This is a genomic window from Streptomyces sp. NPDC014995 (assembly GCF_043080745.1).
Classification (GTDB): Bacteria; Actinomycetota; Actinomycetes; order Streptomycetales; family Streptomycetaceae; genus Streptomyces.
This window is the reverse complement of sequence record NZ_JBIBVX010000002.1, coordinates 333,740-351,122: the sequence shown is the minus strand read 5'-3', so window position 1 is coordinate 351,122 and position 17,383 is coordinate 333,740. Positions and strand designations below refer to the sequence as shown.

Below are 17,383 nucleotides of genomic sequence, written 5' to 3'. Positions count from 1 at the left end.
CCTCTCCTCAGTACGCCAGGGCACGGTCGACGGCGTCGAGTACCCGGTCCAGGCCCGGCAGGTACTCCTCCTCGAGACGCGCCGGCGGGTACGGGGCGTGGTAGCCGCCGACCCGGAGCACCGGGGCCTCCAGGTGGTAGAAGCAGCGCTCCGTGATCCGCGCGGCGATCTCGGCGCCCGAGCCGAAGAACACCGGCGCCTCGTGGACGACGACCAGACGGCGGGTCTTCTCCACGGAGGCCTGGATGGAGTCGAAGTCGAGCGGGGAGACCGAGCGCAGGTCCAGGACCTCCAGGTTCTTGCCCTCCTCGGCGGCCGCGGCGGCGACCTCCTGGCAGAGCTTCACCATCGGGCCGTAGGCGACGAGGGTCAGGTCGGTGCCCTCGCGGACGACCTGCGCCTTGTGCAGCGGGCCGGGGATGGCCTCGGTGTTGACCTCGCCCTTGTCCCAGTAGCGCCGCTTCGGCTCGAAGAAGATCACCGGGTCGTCGCTCTGGATGGCCTGCTGCATCATCCAGTAGGCGTCGCCGGCGTTCGACGGGGAGACGATCTTCAGGCCCGACACGTGCGCGAAGAGCGCCTCGGGGGACTCCGAGTGGTGCTCGACGGCGCCGATGCCCCCGCCGTAGGGGATGCGGACGACGACCGGGAGCTTGACCTTGCCCAGCGAGCGGGCGTGCATCTTCGCCAGCTGCGTGACGATCTGGTCGTAGGCGGGGAAGACGAAGCCGTCGAACTGGATCTCCACCACCGGGCGGTAGCCGCGCAGGGCCAGGCCGATCGCGGTGCCGACGATGCCCGACTCGGCGAGCGGGGTGTCGATGACGCGGGACTCGCCGAAGTCCTTCTGCAGGCCGTCCGTCACCCGGAAGACACCGCCGAGCTTGCCGACGTCCTCGCCCATGACGAGGACCTTGGGGTCGGACTCCAGGGCGTGTCGCAGCGACTCGTTGATCGCCTTCGCCAGAGCCATGTTCTTGCTGGTCGCAGTGCCGGCCATCTCAGTTGCCCCCCTCACCCGCGGCGAAGCCGCTGTCGGACTCAGTCGCGAACGACGCCTGGTAGGCGGCGAACTGGGCCCGCTCCTCGTCGACGAGCGCGTGCCCGTCCGCGTACACGTTCTCGAAGATGGCGAAGTGGTCCGGGTCCGGCATGGCACGGACCGCTTCGCGCACTCGCCTGCCCAACGCCTCGCTCTCGGCCTCGAGTTCCGCGAAGAATCCCTCGTCCGTGTGGTTTGAGGCCTCCAGATGGCGGCGGAGGCGCAGGATCGGGTCCTTCGCCTCCCAGGCGGCGCGCTCGTCGTCGTGCCGGTAGCGGGTGGGGTCGTCGGAGGTGGTGTGGGCACCCATCCGGTACGTGTACGCCTCGACGAGGGTCGGCCCCTCACCCCGGCGGGCCCGCTCCAGGGCCCACTTGGTGACCGCGAGACAGGCCAGGACGTCGTTGCCGTCGACGCGGACGCCGGGGAAGCCGTAGCCCTGCGCGCGCTGGTAGAGCGGGACGCGGGTCTGCTTCTCGGTCGGCTCGGAGATCGCCCACTGGTTGTTCTGGCAGAAGAACACCACCGGGGCGTTGTAGACCGCGGAGAAGGTGAACGATTCGGCCACGTCGCCCTGGCTGGAGGCGCCGTCGCCGAAGTAGGCGATGACCGCGCTGTCCGCGCCGTCCTTGGCGACGCCCATCGCGTAGCCGGTGGCGTGCAGCGTCTGGGAGCCGATGACGATCGTGTAGAGGTGGAAGTTGTTGCCGTTGGGGTCCCAGCCGCCGTTGTTGACGCCGCGGAACATGCCGAGCAGGTTGGTCGGGTCGACGCCGCGGCACCAGGCGACGCCGTGCTCGCGGTAGGTCGGGAAGACGTAGTCGTCGTCGCGCAGGGCGCGGCCGGAGCCGATCTGGGCGGCCTCCTGGCCGAGCAGCGACGCCCACAGGCCCAGCTCGCCCTGACGCTGCAGGGAGGTGGCCTCGGCGTCGAAGCGGCGGGTGAGCACCATGTCGCGGTACAGACCGCGCAGCTCGTCGGGGGTGACGTCGGCGACGTACGGGTCGAACTCGGCGTCCTTCACGCGCTTGCCCTCGGGCGTGAGCAGCTGCACGAGCTGCGGCTCGGTGCCCTTCTTGGCGGTGGCGCGGCTGGCGCGGGTGGTGCGGGTCGCGCCGGCGGCGCGCTTGGTGCCGGTGGCCTTGGCCGCCGCGGCGCGGGTGGTGCCGGCCGCCGCCTCGGTGCCGGTGGCGCCGGCCTTGCTTCCGGCGCTGCGTCGCGGTTTGCGCGCGGCAGTGCTCTCCACGGTCACGTGTGCTCCTCCGTCGGTCCGGCCCCCGGGGTTGCCGGGAACCAGTGCGGCTCACCTGCTTCCGACACCCGTGCACGGGGTGGGTGTCACTCGGCCGGAACAGGCGTGACAGGTGCCCCGGCGAGCGCCCTGCAGGATTCACGTTACCCAGTACGCCACATTTCTGTGAAACCCCGTCTGACCTGCGTTTTTGCTTGGATTTCCAAGTAAATCGGCAAAGACGGGAAGGCGCCTGGTCACAGCCCTGCGGGAGGCCGGAGCAACGGCACGTTATCCCGCTGACCCAGCTCACGGGAAGAGTTCGTGTCCGAAACCCGTGCGGCGCGTCGAGAAGGAAAAATCAAGGTATTTCCCGGCGGGGTGCCCCGGACCGCGTGGAGGAAATACGGCCGGGAGGCGCCGAGCCTCCGGCCGCGCGCCACCGGACCGCTTCCCGCCCGAGGCGCATCCCAAGGCGACCGACGAAGACCACTTGTGACGCCTGGTGACTTTCTGTGACAACGCCCAGCTCACGGGCCTGGATCGTGCCCTAGCATCGGCGCGTGCCGCGCTCCTGTGTACCACCCCTCGTACGTCATGCGCCCCCTCTGGGCGCCCTGCTCCGCCGATACGCCGCCGGGTCCGCCCTCGCCTGCGAGCCCGTCGACCAGGGGCTGCTCAACCGCGGCTACCGGCTGCGCACGACCCGCGGCCGCTACTTCCTCAAGCACCACTTCGATCCGGACACCGCCGACCCGGTCTCGATCGTGCGCCAGCACCGGGCCACCCAGCGCCTGGCCGACCTGGGCGTCCCCGTGGCGCCCCCGCTGCCCGGGCGCGACGGACGCACGGTCGCCGTCGTCGGCGGCCACGCCTACGCCCTGCACCCCTGGATCGACGGCCGCCACCGCCACGGCGCCCAGCTCACCCCCGCCGAGTGCGCCCGGCTGGGAGCGCTGCTGGGGGTCGTGCACGTCAGCCTGGAGCGCGTGATGCCCGCGCATGCGCGGGCGTGCGCCACGCGCGCCGAGAGCCCCGCCCCCGCCGACACCTTCGCCCTGATCGACGACCTCCTCGCGCGCGTGCGCCGCCACCGCCCCGCCGACTCCTTCGACGAACTGGCCCGCCGGCGTCTCCTGGAACGGCGCACCCTGCTGGAACGGCACGCGGACCGGCGCCCACCGCACGGCGGCCCGGTCGGCTGGGTCCACGGGGACTTCCACCCGTTCAACCTGCTCTACCGCGGCGACGCCCCCGCCGCCATCGTCGACTGGGACCGGCTCGGCGTGCAGCCCCGCGCGGAGGAGGCCGTCCGCGCCGCCGCGATCTTCTTCGTCCGGCCGGACGGCACCCTCGACCTGCCCAGGGCCCGGGCCTACGCGCGCGCCTACCGGCGTACGGCCGGGGCCACGCCCTCGGAACTCGCGGCGGCCGTGCACCGCGTGTGGTGGGAGCGCCTCAACGACTTCTGGATGCTGCGCTGGCACTACGAACGCGGCGACACCCGCGCCGACCCCCAGTTCCCGGCGGCCTCCGCCCTCGCGGTGTGGTGGACACGGGAGTACGACGCGGTGTGCGACGCGTTCACGGACTGACCGGGACGGCGGGGTCCGGGAGAGCACCCGTCACATCCACCGGTGAGAACCACCCATGCGGTCCAACCGCGAGTCCGCCCATGAGGTCCAACCGTGGGATCGACCCATGAGGTCCAACCGTGGGATCGACCCGTGAGGTCCCGGAAAAACGGCGACGCGCGCGTGGAGCCCTGTTCAGGCCCGCGCGCGCGTGCGTGCGACGGTGCGGACGACGGTCAGCCGATGTTTCCGAGGCTGGTGCTGCCCTGGTCCGTTCCGGCGTTCGAGGTTCCCTGTGTCGTACCGCCGTCATCGCCGGTCCCACCGTCCCCGGAGCCCGAATCGCTCGACTCGGTGTCGGTCGGCTCCTCCGACGGCTGCGTCTCGGTCGGCTGGTCCGACGGCTCGTCGGACGGCTCGCTGCTGTAGCTGGGGGACGGCGAGTACGACTGCGTGTACGAGGGCGCCTCCCAGTTCGACCCGGAGTTCGAGCCGGTACTGCCGTCGGAGGTGTCCTCCGTGGACTCGTCGGTCGGCGAGTCGCTCGGGGCCGCGCTGGTCTGATCGTCCGTCACGGACGGCGAGACACTCGGCGATGTCGGGGTCTTCTTCTCACCGCCACCCGAACCGCCGTTGTTCAGTGCCAGGGCGACGCCCGCGGCGATGGCGATCACCGCGAGGACGGCGAGCACCCACAGTTTGCCGCGGCCGCTGCCCTTGTTGCCGTGCCCCTCGAAGCCGCCGTCGTCGCCGCCTCCGTAGCCCGAGGGCAGGATCGGCTGGGGGATCTGCGAGGTGTTGGAGCCGTCGGCGCCGTGCGGCAGCACCGTGGTGCTCGCGAAGCCCGCCGCGGCGGCCTTGCCGGCGGGCGCGTCCACCGGCCCGGTGTTCCACGTGCCGGTGTGGCCGCCCTGGTCGTACAGCATCTGCAGGGCGTACTGGACGAGACCACGCATCTCCTCCGCGGTCTGGAAGCGGTCGTCGGGCTCCTTGGCGAGGGAACGCATGACGAGGCCGTCGAGTTCCGGCGGGCACGCCCCGTCCGAGGTCCGCGACGGCGGCACCGGAATGTCCTGGACGTGCTGGTAGACCACCGAGAGCGGGGTCTCACCGGTGAACGGCGGGCGCAGCGCGAGCAGTTCGTACAGCAGGCAGCCCGTCGCGTACAGGTCGGAGCGGTGGTCGACGGCCTTGCCGAGGGCCTGCTCCGGGGAGAGGTACTGCGGGGTGCCCATGACCATGCCGGTCTGCGTCATCGTCGTGGACGCGCCGTGCAGGGCGCGGGCGATGCCGAAGTCCATCACCTTCACGGCGCCGTTGTGCGTGATGATGACGTTCGCCGGCTTGATGTCGCGGTGCACGATGCCGTGCTGGTGCGAGTACGCCAGCGCCTCCAGCACACCGGAGACGATGATCAGGGCCTGCTCGGGGCCCGGCGCCTCGGCGTTGAGCAGCAGATCGCGGATCGTCCGACCCTCGACCAGTTCCATGACGATGTACGGCACGCTCTGGCCGCCCACGACGTCCTCGCCGGAGTCGTACACGGCGACGATCGCGTGGTGGTTGAGGCCGGCCACCGACTGGGCCTCGCGGGTGAAGCGGGCCTTGGACACCGGGTCCTCGGCGAGATCGGCGCGCAGCAGCTTGACGGCGACCGTGCGTCCGAGGCGCACGTCCTCGGCGGCGAACACCTCCGCCATGCCGCCCCGGCCGAGTCTGCCGGTCAGCCGGTACCGGCCGTCCCCGACAAGTCCGCCGTTACCCCACATCTCCGGCGCATCTGACATACCGCCGCCAGTCGCCTCGGGGTCGGACGGGCCCTGAGCGCGCTGCTGCTGTGCCATCAGTCCTCGCCGTCGTTTCTGCCCGCGGTGCGCGCGGTGTTGTTACGGTCTCCGTCGGCCACGCTACAGCCTCCGCGCAAGCCGCCGGTCCGGGACGAGCCCGCTTACCGGTCCGAGACGGACCGGCCATGAAACCCGCATTCCGTGCTCGCGTGCAAATTCCGTGTACCGGCCGTACGTCCGCCGTAACGCTTCCGCGACGCTTCTTTCGCGTACGGTCACGGAACGGGCACCGAGCTTGACGTGTCAGTGGCCTGGGGCAGACTTGGCCGGGAATAGCACTTTCGATCAATGGTGGGCCACGGCAAGCGACAGGTGCCCGAGGCCTTACGGGGGACGCAGAAGATGAGCCAGGACGGCGCACAGGGCCGGTTCGCGGGGCGGGCGCTCGCCGGTGGCCGCTATCAGCTGCGCGACTTGCTCGGCGAGGGCGGCATGGCCTCGGTCCACCTCGCCTACGACTCCGTGCTCGACCGTCAGGTCGCGATCAAGACACTCCACACCGAACTCGGCCGCGAGCAGGCCTTCCGCGAGCGGTTCCGCCGCGAGGCCCAGGCCGTGGCGAAGCTCACCCACACCAACATCGTCTCCGTCTTCGACACCGGCGAGGACGACGTCGACGGGATGACGACGCCGTACATCGTCATGGAGTACGTCGAGGGCCGCCCGCTCGGCTCGGTGCTCGACGAGGACGTGCGTCAGCAGGGCGCGATGCCCGCCGACAAGGCGCTGAAGATCACCGCTGACGTGCTGGCCGCACTGGAGATCAGCCACGAGAAGGGGCTGGTCCACCGCGACATCAAGCCCGGCAACGTGATGATGACCAAGCGCGGCGTCGTCAAGGTGATGGACTTCGGCATCGCGCGCGCGATGCAGTCCGGCGTCACCTCGATGACGCAGACCGGCATGGTCGTCGGCACCCCGCAGTACCTCTCGCCCGAACAGGCGCTGGGCCGTGGGGTGGACGCCCGCTCCGACCTCTACTCGGTCGGCATCATGCTGTTCCAACTGGTCACCGGGCGCCTGCCGTTCGACGCGGACTCGCCGCTGGCGATCGCGTACGCGCACGTGCAGGAGGAGCCGGTGGCTCCCTCCTCCATCAACCGCGCGCTGCCGCCGGCCGTGGACGCGCTCGTCGCCCGCGCGCTGAAGAAGAACCCGAACGAACGCTTCCCCACCGCCGTCGCCATGCGCGACGAGTGCCTGCGCGTCGCGGCCTCCTTCCAGGCCGCCCCGCCGAGCATCGTCCCCGGCGCGCAGACGTCGAGCGGCGCGGGCGTCGGCTCCGCGGTCTTCCCGCCGGTCGGCCAGGGCACCCAGGGCCCCACGGGCAACGTCCAGACGCCGTACCAGCCGCACACCCCGACCCCGAACAACCCGTACGGCCCCCCGGCGCCCTCGACGCCCGCCCCGTCGTACGGCTATCCGCAGCAGGGCGGCTACCAGACGCCCGCTCCGTCCTACGGCCACCAGCAGGCGCCGCACACGCCGCCCGCGTACAACCTCGCCCCGCAGCACTCGACGACCGTCTCCCCGGGCGGCGGACGCAAGAGCAACAAGCCGGTGATCATCGGCTCGACGGTCGTCGCCGTCGTGGCCGTCGGCGCCCTGCTCGGCACGCTCATGACCAACGGCGGCAGCGAGGACGACAAGGGATCCGGCGGCTCCAGCGCCTCGGCGACGGCGACCAAGGCGGCCGACTACCGCGGCCCGGACACGACCAAGACGATCGACGCGGCCGAGTGCTCAGAACCGCAGGAGTCGTACAACGACCCCGACAAGATCCGGGTGCCCGACTTCAAGTTCAAGTACATCAAGTCGGTCAAGGAGTGCTTCCAGGCCGCCGGTTGGACGATGAAGATCAAGAACTACGACGAGAACACGTACGGCGAGGGCGCGGTCATGGACCAGTTCCCGTCCGCCGGGACGGACGTCGACCCGGAGGACATGCCCGAGATCGAGCTGAGCGTGTCGACGGGCAACCCGGCGTCCTGACGCCGAGCGAAGCGGAGCACGTGCAGGTAGGGCTTTTCGGGCCTGCGCCGGGCGTAGCCCTGGCTGTCGCGCAGAGGTCAGAGCACGTAGAGCACGCGGCAGGGCCCGGCACCCGAGGTGCCGGGCCCTGCCGCGTCCACTGAGTCCACTGAGTCCGCCGCGTCCGCCCAAGTCCGCTGCCGGGTCCTACAGGTACGGGCCGCCCGAACGGCCGCCCGCGCGCGGGTCGTCGGCGCCCTCGTGGCCGCCCACACCCGGCGGCAGGGCGCGGCGCATCTGCTCCAACTGAGCGCGCGCGGCCATCTGCTGGGCGAACAGGGTGGTCTGGATGCCGTGGAAGAGCCCCTCCAGCCAGCCGACCAACTGAGCCTGGGCGATCCGCAGTTCGGCGTCGCTGGGGGTCGCGTCCTCGTTGAACGGCAGGGAGAGCCGCTCCAACTCCTCGACGAGCTCCGGCGCCAAGCCGTCCTCCAGCTCCTTCACCGAGCTCGCGTGGATCTCCTTGAGCCGGGCCCGGCTCGCCTCGTCCAGCGGGGCGGCGCGCACCTCCTCCAGCAGTTGCTTGATCATGCTGCCGATCCGCATGACCTTCGCGGGCTGTTCGACCTGTTCCGTCACCGGGGTCTCACGGGAGTCCTCGTCTGCGTCGATGCCGCCGAGTGCCATGCCGTCCTGGCCTACGACCAGGATTTTCTGGGCGTTCTCCGGCGACCTTTCGTTCCTCGGCATCTCCATGCCGCCATTCTCTCGCACCCGTACACCTCATCACCGTGGTGCCCCCTGTGAAAGGTGATCCACCGTTTCCGTTCGGCGTAGTCCGAAATGCGGTGATTATCAGCTGAGGTGAGGCTTGTGGTTACTTCTTCTCTGTTCGGCTGAACACCGGGAGGGGGTCACGGACGTGACTCCATGGCGGCGGGGGTTGTGCGGGCTGGGGGTGGGCCTGGTGGTGGCGGTCGGGCCGCCGTACCGGGGCGTCGCAGCGGACGAGTCCGCCGCGTCGTACCGGGCCATATCGATGCCACCGGCTGTCACCTCGTCCGCGACCGCTTCGTCGTACGACGGCGTCTCTTACGCCGCCGCGGCCCCGTCCGCGTCCCTGACCGCCTCTCCGGCCGTCTCTCCGTCCGCGTCTCCGTCCACCTCACCGTCCGCGTCTCCGTCCACCTCACCGTCCGCGTCCCCGTCCGCCTCCCCGTCCGCGTCCCCGGCCGGGCCCGACCGGGCCGGGAGCCGGGCCGGGGAGGGGCGGGTCCGGCCGGGACGGAGCGAGGAGGTGCACGAAGACGGTGACGAGGACGGTGACGTGGCGGAGTCACCGCCGGAGGATGAGGACCCCGTCGAGGACCCCGCGGCCGGGTCGCAGGCGCCCGGCGAGGCCGGGTTCGTGCCCTCCGCCTCGCCGCAGGCGGTCACCGCCGAGCAACCCGCCGGGCACGTGCTGCGGATCCTGCCCCTCGGCAGCGGCCTGGTCCTCATCGGCCTCGGTCTCGGCCTCGCCTTCCTCGGCCTGCGCCTGCGGCGCGGCTGAAGCGCGGGGCCGGCGCGAGGCCGGCACGAGACCGGCGTGGGACTGTCAGGGGGTGACCAGCAGGACCTTGCCGACGTGGCCGCTCTCCTCGACCACCCGGTGGGCGGCGGCCGCGTCGCTCATCGGGAGTTCGCGGTCGACCACCGGGCGGACCTGGCCGGTGGCGATCAGGGGCCAGACGTGCTCGCGTACGGCCGCGACGATCGCCGCCTTCTCATCGAGCGAGCGGGCCCGCAGCGAGGTCGCGCTGATCGCGGCGCGCTTGCTCAGGAGCGCGCCGATGTTCAGCTCGCCCTTCACACCACCCTGCATGCCGATGATCGCCAGGCGGCCGTTGACCGCGAGGCTCTGGACGTTGCGCTCCAGGTACTTCGCACCCATGTTGTCGAGGATGACGTCGGCCCCGGCGCCGTCCGTGGCCTGCTTGATCTCGGCGACGAAGTCCTGCTCGCGGTAGTTGATCAGGACGTCCGCGCCCAGTTCGGCGCACCGCCGCAGTTTCTCCTCGGTGCCCGCGGTGACGGCGACCCTGGCCCCGACGGCCTTGGCGAGCTGGATCGCCATCGTGCCGATGCCGCTGGAGCCGCCGTGCACGAGCAGCGTCTCACCGGGGCGCAGGTGGGCGATCATGAAGACGTTCGACCAGACCGTGCAGGTCACCTCGGGGAGCGCGGCGGCCTGCCTCAGGTCGACGCCCTCGGGCACGGGCAGCAGCTGCCCGGCCGGGACGGCGACCTTCTCCGCGTATCCGCCGCCCGAGAGCAGCGCGCACACCTCGTCGCCGACGGTCCAGCCGGAGACGCCGGGGCCGAGCGCGACGATGCGGCCCGAGCACTCCAGGCCGGGGTGGGGGGAGGCTCCCGGGGGCGGGTTGTAGAAGCCCTGCCGCTGCAGTATGTCGGCGCGGTTGACGGCACCGGCCACCACCTCGACCAGGACCTCGCCCTCGCCGGGTACGGGATCGGGGACCTGGTCCCACACCAGCGCCTCGGGACCACCAGGTTCGGGAATCGTGATCGCATACATGAGGGCGACGCTACTCCTGCGCCTCCGGCCGGTGTCCGTACCTCCCCCGGACCGGAAATCCGGCGTCCCCGGCCCCGGCCCGGGCGCACGGCTCCGCGGCCCGGCCCGGCCCGGCCCGGCCCAGAAATGTCACCTACCCAGCCACGGCCCCTCACGACCCGGCCCGGCAATCCCACCTCCCCGGCCCACAAATCCTGCGTCCCCCCGCCCGGAAACCCCGTGCCCCGGCCGGCGAATCCCCCGTCCCGGACCTGCGGATGCCGCATCGTCGGCCTGCGGAACCCGCGTCCCCGGCCTGGAAATCCCCGTCTCCGGCTCAGGCCCCCCGCGACCCCCGGCCCGGGAATCCCACGTCCCCGGCCCGGAAATCCCATGTCCCCAGCTCACGGCCCCCGCGATCCCCCGCCCAAATCCCCGCGGCCCCCACCCACGCACCCCGACCACGGGCGCGGCCGCGTCGGTCATTGGACCGATCCGCCGAAAACTCCTGTGCGCCGGCGATGAGTTTGCGCGACGGTGAAGGTCTCCCCCTGCGTAACCCCCTGCGCGGAAGGACATCCCACCATGAGCCAGCACACCGCCGGCCTGGCCATCGAGACAGCGGGCCTGGTGAAGACGTTCGGCGAGACCAGGGCCGTGGACGGCGTGAACCTCGCCGTGCCCGCCGGCACGGTCTACGGCGTCCTCGGCCCGAACGGCGCCGGCAAGACCACCACCGTCAAGATGCTCGCCACCCTCCTCAGGCCCGACGGCGGCGAGGCGCACGTCTTCGGTCACGACGTCGTCCGGCAGGCCGACGAGGTACGCGGCCTGGTCAGCCTCACCGGCCAGTACGCGTCGGTGGACGAGGACCTCACCGGTACCGAGAACCTGGTGCTGCTGGGCCGGCTCCTCGGGCACGGCAAGAAGACCGCCCGGGAGCGGTCGGCGCAGCTCCTGGAGGCGTTCGGGCTCACGGACGCGGCCGGGAAGCAGGTGAAGCACTACTCGGGCGGCATGCGGCGCCGCATCGACATCGCCGCGTCCATCCTCAGCACGCCGGACCTGCTCTTCCTCGACGAGCCGACGACCGGCCTCGACCCGCGCAGCCGCAACCACGTGTGGGACATCGTGCGGGCGGTGGTCGCGCAGGGCACCACCGTGCTGCTGACCACGCAGTATCTGGACGAGGCCGACCAGCTGGCGTCCCGGATCGCCGTCATCGACCACGGCAGGGTGATCGCCGAGGGCACGAAGGGCGAGCTGAAGGCGTCCGTGGGCGCCGGGTCCGTCCATCTGCGGCTGCGCGACGCCGAGCAGCGGCCCGAGGCGACGGAGGTGCTGCGGCGGGTGCTGGACGTGTCCGTGCAGCCCGAACCGGACCCGGTGGCCCTGACGGCGCGGCTGACCGGCGCGGCGGGTGACACGGCCGCCGAACAGGCCGCACGGGCTCTCGCCGAGCTCGCCCGGGCCGGCGTCACCGTCGACAACTTCTCGCTGGGCCAGCCCAGCCTGGACGAGGTGTTCCTCGCCCTGACCGGACACGACACCCACGACACGGCCGACGACGCGAAGAACGAGGTGGCGGCATGAGCACCGCGACGACCAACGACACGCAGGACCTCGCCCCGGTCCGCGTCGACTCCCTCGCCACGCTGCTCGTCGCCAAGGAGCGGCCGCCGCGCCCGAGCGCCTGGTCCGCCTCCCTCACCTTCGGCTGGCGGGCGATGCTCAAGATCAAGCACGTGCCGGAGCAGCTCTTCGACGTCACCGCGTTCCCGATCATGATGGTGCTGATGTACACGTATCTTTTCGGCGGTGCCCTGGCCGGGTCGCCGAAGGAGTACATCCAGTTCCTGCTGCCGGGCATCCTCGTGATGTCGGTCGTCATGATCACGATGTACACGGGTGTCTCGGTGAACACGGACATCGAGAAGGGCGTGTTCGACCGCTTCCGCTCGCTGCCGATCTGGCGGCCGTCGACGATGGTCGGCTACCTCCTCGGCGACGCCCTGCGCTACGCCATCGCCTCCGTCGTGATGCTCACCGTCGGCATGCTCCTCGGCTACCGCCCGGACGGCGGGATCGTGGGCGTCGTGTCCGGGATCGCCCTGCTGATCGTCTTCTCGTTCGCGTTCTCGTGGATCTGGACGATGTTCGGGCTGCTGCTGCGCACCGAGAAGTCGGTGATGGGCGTCAGCATGATGGTGATCTTCCCGCTGACCTTCCTGTCCAACGTGTTCGTCGACCCGGAGACCATGCCGGGCTGGCTCCAGGCGTTCGTCAACAACAGCCCCGTCACGCATCTGTCCTCGGCGGTGCGCGGGCTGATGGCGGGCGACTGGCCGACCGCCGAGATCGCCTGGTCGCTGGGCTGGGCGGGCCTGTTCGTGCTGGTCTTCGGACCGATCACGATGCGGCTGTACAACCGCAAGTGACAGCGGCGGTACCCGCCGCAGGTGACGGCGGCGGTACAGCCGTAGGTGACAGCGGCGGTACAGCCGCAGGTGACGGCGGGGATACGGCGCCCGGCACCCCACGCACGGCAGCGGCGGTACGGCCACAGGCACCCCGGCGGTACCACCGCGAACGAGCCCGGCGGTACGTCCGCACCTGTGCGGCGGTCAGGGACGAGGCGCCGTCGGCGGTGCCGTCGACGGTTCCGGCGGCACCCGCACGATGGTGACCAGACGGTCGGTCAGCTCCAGGACGCCGACGGCGGGATCGTCGTAGGCGAGCACCCGATGGCCGCGCACGACGCTCACCACCAGGTCGTCCGTCTCGCGCGGGGTGCGCCCCGCCTCGGCCTTGGTGACCGGTCGTTCGACGAGGTCCAGGCCGCTGCCCTGGTGCATGAGGTCCTCCATGACCCGGCCGGACGCGGGGCTGAGCACGGACAGACCGAGGAGGCGTCCGGCCGCTCCGGCGCTCGTGATCACCTCGTCCGCGCCGGACTGCCTCAGCAGCGGCGCGTTCTCCTCCTCCCGTGCCGCGGCCACGATCTTCGCGCGGGGGTTGAGCTGGCGGGCGGTCAGGGCGACGAGGACGGCGGTGTCGTCCCGTTCGGTCGCGATGATGATCTTTCCGGCCCGCTGCACCTCCGCCCGCCGCAGCACATCGCTGCGCGTGGCGTCGCCGACCACGCCCTCATAGCCCTCGGCCGTCGCCGCGGCGATCACCTTCGCACCGGGGTCGATCACGACGACCTGCTCCTTCCGCAGCCCCGAGGCACAGACGGTGCGGATCGCTGCCCGCCCCTTCGTGCCGAAGCCGACGACGACGGTGTGGTCACGCAAGGGGACCTCCGGGATGCTGGGCGAAACTAGGTACGGACGGGTGTTGCATGCTGACGGGTCCGACCCGCCGGGAACCATGGTGCCCACCGATCGGATCACCACCACAGGGGGCACACGATGCGAGACCACGAACGACAGCCTGCCGGAACGGGACAGCTCTCCCTCCTCAAGTCTCTCTGGTACCGCTCGCGGGCCGAGGCCCACGACGACGCCGAGGCCGGCCGCTCCATCACGATGCCCCTGCAGAGCGCCGTGCCCCCGCTCCTCCAGGTGCTCCGGCGCCTCGCCGTGGCCCTGTGCGTGCTGGCCCTCACCACATTGATCGTCTACGTCGACCACTCCGGCTACAACGACAACTCCGACGGCTCCGTCGACTTGCTCGACGCGGCCTACTACGCCACCGTCACCCTCTCCACCACCGGCTACGGCGACATCACGCCCGTCAGTGATGCGGCCCGGCTCGTCAACATCCTCGTCATCACGCCACTGCGCGTGCTGTTCCTGATCATCCTGGTCGGTACGACCCTCGAAGTGCTCACCGAGCGCACCCGCCAGCAGGTCCGCATCCACCGCTGGCGCACCCGCACGCGCAACCACGTCGTGGTCGTCGGATACGGCACGAAGGGCCGCCACGCGGTGGAGACGCTGATCGGGCAGGGCATCCCCAAGGAGCAGATCGTCGTGGTGGACACCCAGCGCAAGGCCGCGCTGGCGGCCGGCGACGACGGCCTGGTGGCGGTGACCGGGGACGCCACCCGCTCCGAGACGCTCCTGCGGGCCGAGGTCCAGAACGCCGCCCGGGTCATCGTCGCCCCGCAACGCGACGACACCGCCACGCTGGTGACCCTCACCGCCCGCCAGCTGAACCGGCGCGCCACGATCGTCGCCGCCGCCCGGGAGGACGAGAACGCGCCGCTGCTCAAGCAGAGCGGCGCGGACACCGTGGTCACCAGCTCCAGCTCCGCCGGCCGGCTGCTCGGGGTCTCCATGGTCAGCCCGACCGTGGCCCGCACCCTGGAGGATCTGATGACCTTCGGCAGCGGCCTGGACCTCATCGAACGCCCCATCACCAAGCAGGAGGCGGGTCAGTCGCCGCGCAGCTGCGCCAACCTGGTGGTGGCCGTCGTCCGGGGCAAGGAACTACTGCATTTCGCCGACCCCCGCCTCACGCACCTCAAGGCCGGAGACCGCGTGATCACGGTGAGCCGGGCGACCGTCCCCGAGCAGGCGTGACGGGGTGACCGGCGTGCGGGCCTCGCATGTTTCACGTGAAACAGGTCCGGGATGGCCTATCGGTGTGTTTCACGTGAAACACGCCAGAGCGGTACTTGCCTCGTCCTTGCGGTGTTTCACGTGAAACACACCGCGATCCCGGCCGCGGCCCACGGCAGGTCGAGCAGTTCCGCCTCCTGACCGGCCCGTGTCCCACCCGGCGGTACGACGGCGAGGGCATCGGCCGCCGCGATACCCCGCAACATCGCCGGGCCGTTGTAGTGCAGCGGCACGGCATGGTCGCCCCGAAGAACGACCGGGATCAGCCGGGTGTCGTGCGGATGTCCGTGCGCCGCATCCCGCAGCGGCAAGGTGTACGACTCCGGGGCCGGGCGGGCGGCCAGGGTGCGCAGCACGGGCTCCGCCAGGGTGAGCAGGCCGGAGACGGCCGCGAGGGGGTTGCCGGGCAGACCGACGAGGTGCTGGTCGTCCTTGAGGCGAGCCAGCAGCATCGGGTGGCCGGGGCGCACCTGGACGCCGTCGACCAGGAGCTCGGCACCGATGCGGCGCAGGGTGGGGTGGACGTGGTCGACGGGGCCCGCGGCCGTACCGCCGGTGGTGACGATCAGGTCGGCCGTGGACGTCGTGAGGGCCTGGTGCAAGGCCTTCGCGTCGTCGCCCAGCCTGCGCAGCGCCACGACCTCGGCGCCCAGCGCCCGCAGCCACGGGGGCAGCATCGGGCCCAGCGCGTCCCGGATGAGACCGTCGTGCGGGCGGCCCTCGGTGAGCAGCTCGTCACCCAGGACGAGCACCTCCACCCGGGGCCTGGGGACGACGGCCAGCGTGTCGTATCCGGCGGCCGCGGCGAGCCCCAGGACGGCCGGGGTCACCACCGCTCCGGTGGGCAGCAACTGGTCACCGCTACGGCACTCCTGGCCGCGCGGACGGATGTCCTGGCCGTGCTGGACCTCGCGGGTGGGGTGCAGGCGCCCGTTCTCGTCGGTGCGGCCGTGTTCGCTGCGCAGCACCGCCGTCGTGTCCACGGGGATCCGGGCGCCGGTGGCGATGCGGGCGGCCTCACCGTCGGCGAGGGGCGCGGGCTCGGCCTGCCCGGCCAGGACGCCTTCTTCCCGTATGTCCCAGGGGCCGGGGCCGGCGACCGCCCAGCCGTCCATCGCGGAGGTGTCGAAGGAGGGCAGGTCGGTGAGGGCGTTGAGGGGGGCGGCCAGGACAAGGCCGAGGGCGTCACCGAGGGTCACGGAGACGGGGGTGCGGCGGGCGGCGAGTGAGCGGGCGGCCCGGCCGGCGATCGTGCGGGCGTCGGTCCAGGGGGTGGCCCGGTGGCGGGAGTCCCCGGCGTGGGACGAGCGGGTGCCGTGTCCACCACCGTGGCCTTCACCGTGCCTCCCACCGGCGCCTGCGCCAGGGTCTTCACCGTGCCTCCCACCGGCGCCTGCGCCAGGGCCTTGACCATGCCTTCCGCCGTGGCCTTCACCGTGCGCTCCGCCGTCCCCTGCCCGGCGGCCTTCACCGTGCGAGGCCGTCGGTGCGGGCACGGGGCCGCGGTCACCGGCCGGGCGCGCGGAGCTGTTGCCGTCCTTCACGAGGGCGAGCGCCTCCTCGACGTCGAGGTCGTCGGCGTCCTGGCCGTCCCGGATGCCAGGGGCGGTCATCCGGCGTCCGGACGGGTGTCGGGCGTGGCGTCGGGAGCCACGTCGGGCCGGCCGGCGCCGGCCTCGTCGCCCTCCCCGGCCTCGTCGGCCCAGCGCACGGCCAGGGCCGCGGCCTTGCCGGCGGCCTCGGCGACGGCTTCGGGGCCGCCCTGGGCCCGTGCGGCCGCGTAGCCGACCAGGAAGGTGGTCAGCGGGGCGGCGGGCCGGGCCACCCCGTGGGCGGCGTCGCGGGCGAGGTCGAGGAGGAGGCCGGTGTCGACGTCGAGATCGATGCCCAGCTCGTCCTTGACTGCGGAAATCCATTCATCCAACACGTGGCCATGCTCCCTGATACGTGCCCTGGCGGTGGCGATGTCGTCCCAGGTGTCGCAGTCGAAGGACGCGACGGGATCGGGGACGCGGGTGAGGTCGAGTCCGGCGGTCAGCCGGCGCAGGGGGAGGCCGGTGAGGCCGCCGTGTTCCGCTCCGAGCGCCGCCAGTTCACGGCGCAGGGCGGCCGAACGGTACGCGGCGACGAGCGGCTGGTCGCGGCCGTCGGCGTCGGTGAGCAGCGCGCCCTCGGCTCTACTGCGGTCCAGGGCGGCCAGCAGCCGCCGGACGGTGTCCGCCGCGAGGAAGGGCAGGTCGGCGGAGAGGACGACGACGAGGTCGGTGGTGGTGTGGCCCAGTCCGGCGCCGAGGGCCGCGAGGGGGCCCGCGCCGGGTGGGTCCTCCCGGGCCCACCGCACGGGCCGGACGGTGGGGCGGGGCTCGGCGACGACGACGGTCGTCCGCGCGCCGGTACAGGCGGCCAGCACCCGGTCGAGCAGCGCGCGCCCGCCCACCCGTACGCCGGGCTTGTCGGCGCCGCCGAGACGGCGGGCGCCGCCACCGGCGAGCACGACGGCGTCGTACGCGTTGGCGGCCCGGCCCGACGGGCGGTCGGGGGCCGGGCCGGCGTCACGGGCGCCGGGGGGCTCGTTGGAGGTCACCCCCCGAGT

General features: G+C 72.0%; 13 protein-coding genes and 1 pseudogene. 6 read left to right on the top strand and 8 right to left on the bottom strand.

Annotated features, from left to right (window positions below; genetic code table 11):
* Positions 1-7: 7 nt before the first annotated feature.
* Together ACF1A1_RS05980 and pdhA are read right to left on the bottom strand one after the other, a co-directional pair.
* Positions 8-1,000: an alpha-ketoacid dehydrogenase subunit beta gene (locus tag ACF1A1_RS05980; protein WP_391645877.1), complete on the bottom strand. Its 993-nt coding sequence runs from the start codon at positions 998-1,000 to the stop codon at positions 8-10.
* A 1-nt stretch (position 1,001) separates the two neighbouring features.
* The gene (gene pdhA, locus ACF1A1_RS05975; protein ID WP_391645875.1) at positions 1,002-2,294 is read right to left on the bottom strand and encodes a pyruvate dehydrogenase (acetyl-transferring) E1 component subunit alpha; all 1,293 of its coding nucleotides are present in this window, start codon (positions 2,292-2,294) and stop codon (positions 1,002-1,004) included.
* A 542-nt stretch (positions 2,295-2,836) separates the two neighbouring features.
* Here pdhA and ACF1A1_RS05970 point away from each other — a divergent pair.
* Positions 2,837-3,868, top strand: coding sequence for a phosphotransferase (locus ACF1A1_RS05970; protein WP_391645873.1), 1,032 nt, complete (start codon positions 2,837-2,839; stop codon positions 3,866-3,868).
* Between the two features lie 215 nt (positions 3,869-4,083).
* On the opposite strand, the gene ACF1A1_RS05965 is transcribed toward ACF1A1_RS05970, so the two are convergent.
* Positions 4,084-5,691 (bottom strand): protein kinase, encoded by a 1,608-nt coding sequence (locus ACF1A1_RS05965; protein WP_391645871.1) that lies wholly within the window; start codon positions 5,689-5,691, stop codon positions 4,084-4,086.
* Positions 5,692-6,036: 345 nt separating this feature from the next.
* Between ACF1A1_RS05965 and ACF1A1_RS05960 the strand changes: the two genes are divergently transcribed.
* On the top strand, positions 6,037-7,686 hold the full coding sequence (locus tag ACF1A1_RS05960) for a protein kinase (protein WP_391645869.1): 1,650 nt from the start codon (positions 6,037-6,039) through the stop codon (positions 7,684-7,686).
* 186 nt (positions 7,687-7,872) lie between these two features.
* Here the strand turns inward: ACF1A1_RS05960 and ACF1A1_RS05955 are convergent, their stop codons facing one another.
* Positions 7,873-8,421, bottom strand: a complete 549-nt coding sequence (locus ACF1A1_RS05955) for a bacterial proteasome activator family protein (protein WP_391645867.1) — start codon at positions 8,419-8,421, stop codon at positions 7,873-7,875.
* Positions 8,422-8,962: 541 nt separating this feature from the next.
* Between ACF1A1_RS05955 and ACF1A1_RS05950 the strand changes: the two genes are divergently transcribed.
* Positions 8,963-9,217 (top strand): hypothetical protein, encoded by a 255-nt coding sequence (locus ACF1A1_RS05950; protein WP_391645865.1) that lies wholly within the window; start codon positions 8,963-8,965, stop codon positions 9,215-9,217.
* Positions 9,218-9,262: 45 nt separating this feature from the next.
* Here ACF1A1_RS05950 and ACF1A1_RS05945 read toward each other — a convergent pair whose 3' ends face one another.
* Positions 9,263-10,243: an NAD(P)H-quinone oxidoreductase gene (locus tag ACF1A1_RS05945; protein ID WP_391645863.1), complete on the bottom strand. Its 981-nt coding sequence runs from the start codon at positions 10,241-10,243 to the stop codon at positions 9,263-9,265.
* A 564-nt stretch (positions 10,244-10,807) separates the two neighbouring features.
* Here ACF1A1_RS05945 and ACF1A1_RS05940 point away from each other — a divergent pair.
* Positions 10,808-11,815, top strand: coding sequence for an ATP-binding cassette domain-containing protein (locus ACF1A1_RS05940; protein WP_391645861.1), 1,008 nt, complete (start codon positions 10,808-10,810; stop codon positions 11,813-11,815).
* The gene (locus tag ACF1A1_RS05935) at positions 11,812-12,660 is read left to right on the top strand and encodes an ABC transporter permease (protein WP_391645859.1); all 849 of its coding nucleotides are present in this window, start codon (positions 11,812-11,814) and stop codon (positions 12,658-12,660) included. Before ACF1A1_RS05940 ends, ACF1A1_RS05935 begins: the two co-directional genes overlap by 4 nt.
* Before the next feature lie 186 nt (positions 12,661-12,846).
* Here the strand turns inward: ACF1A1_RS05935 and ACF1A1_RS05930 are convergent.
* A pseudogene (locus ACF1A1_RS05930) lies at positions 12,847-13,518 on the bottom strand (potassium channel family protein); the annotation flags it as partial.
* Positions 13,519-13,635: 117 nt separating this feature from the next.
* On the opposite strand from ACF1A1_RS05930, the gene ACF1A1_RS05925 reads away from it, so the two are divergent.
* Entirely contained in the window at positions 13,636-14,751 is a 1,116-nt protein-coding gene (locus tag ACF1A1_RS05925; protein ID WP_391645857.1) for a potassium channel family protein, read from the top strand.
* A 116-nt stretch (positions 14,752-14,867) separates the two neighbouring features.
* Here the strand turns inward: ACF1A1_RS05925 and ACF1A1_RS05920 are convergent, their stop codons facing one another.
* Positions 14,868-16,403 carry a molybdopterin molybdotransferase MoeA gene (locus ACF1A1_RS05920; RefSeq protein WP_391645855.1) on the bottom strand — a complete coding sequence of 512 codons (1,536 nt, stop codon included), beginning with the start codon at positions 16,401-16,403 and terminating at the stop codon, positions 14,868-14,870.
* Positions 16,400-17,374, bottom strand: a complete 975-nt coding sequence (locus tag ACF1A1_RS05915; RefSeq protein WP_391645853.1) for an NTP transferase domain-containing protein — start codon at positions 17,372-17,374, stop codon at positions 16,400-16,402. Before ACF1A1_RS05915 ends, ACF1A1_RS05920 begins: the two co-directional genes overlap by 4 nt.
* Between the last annotated feature and the right edge of the window lie 9 nt (positions 17,375-17,383).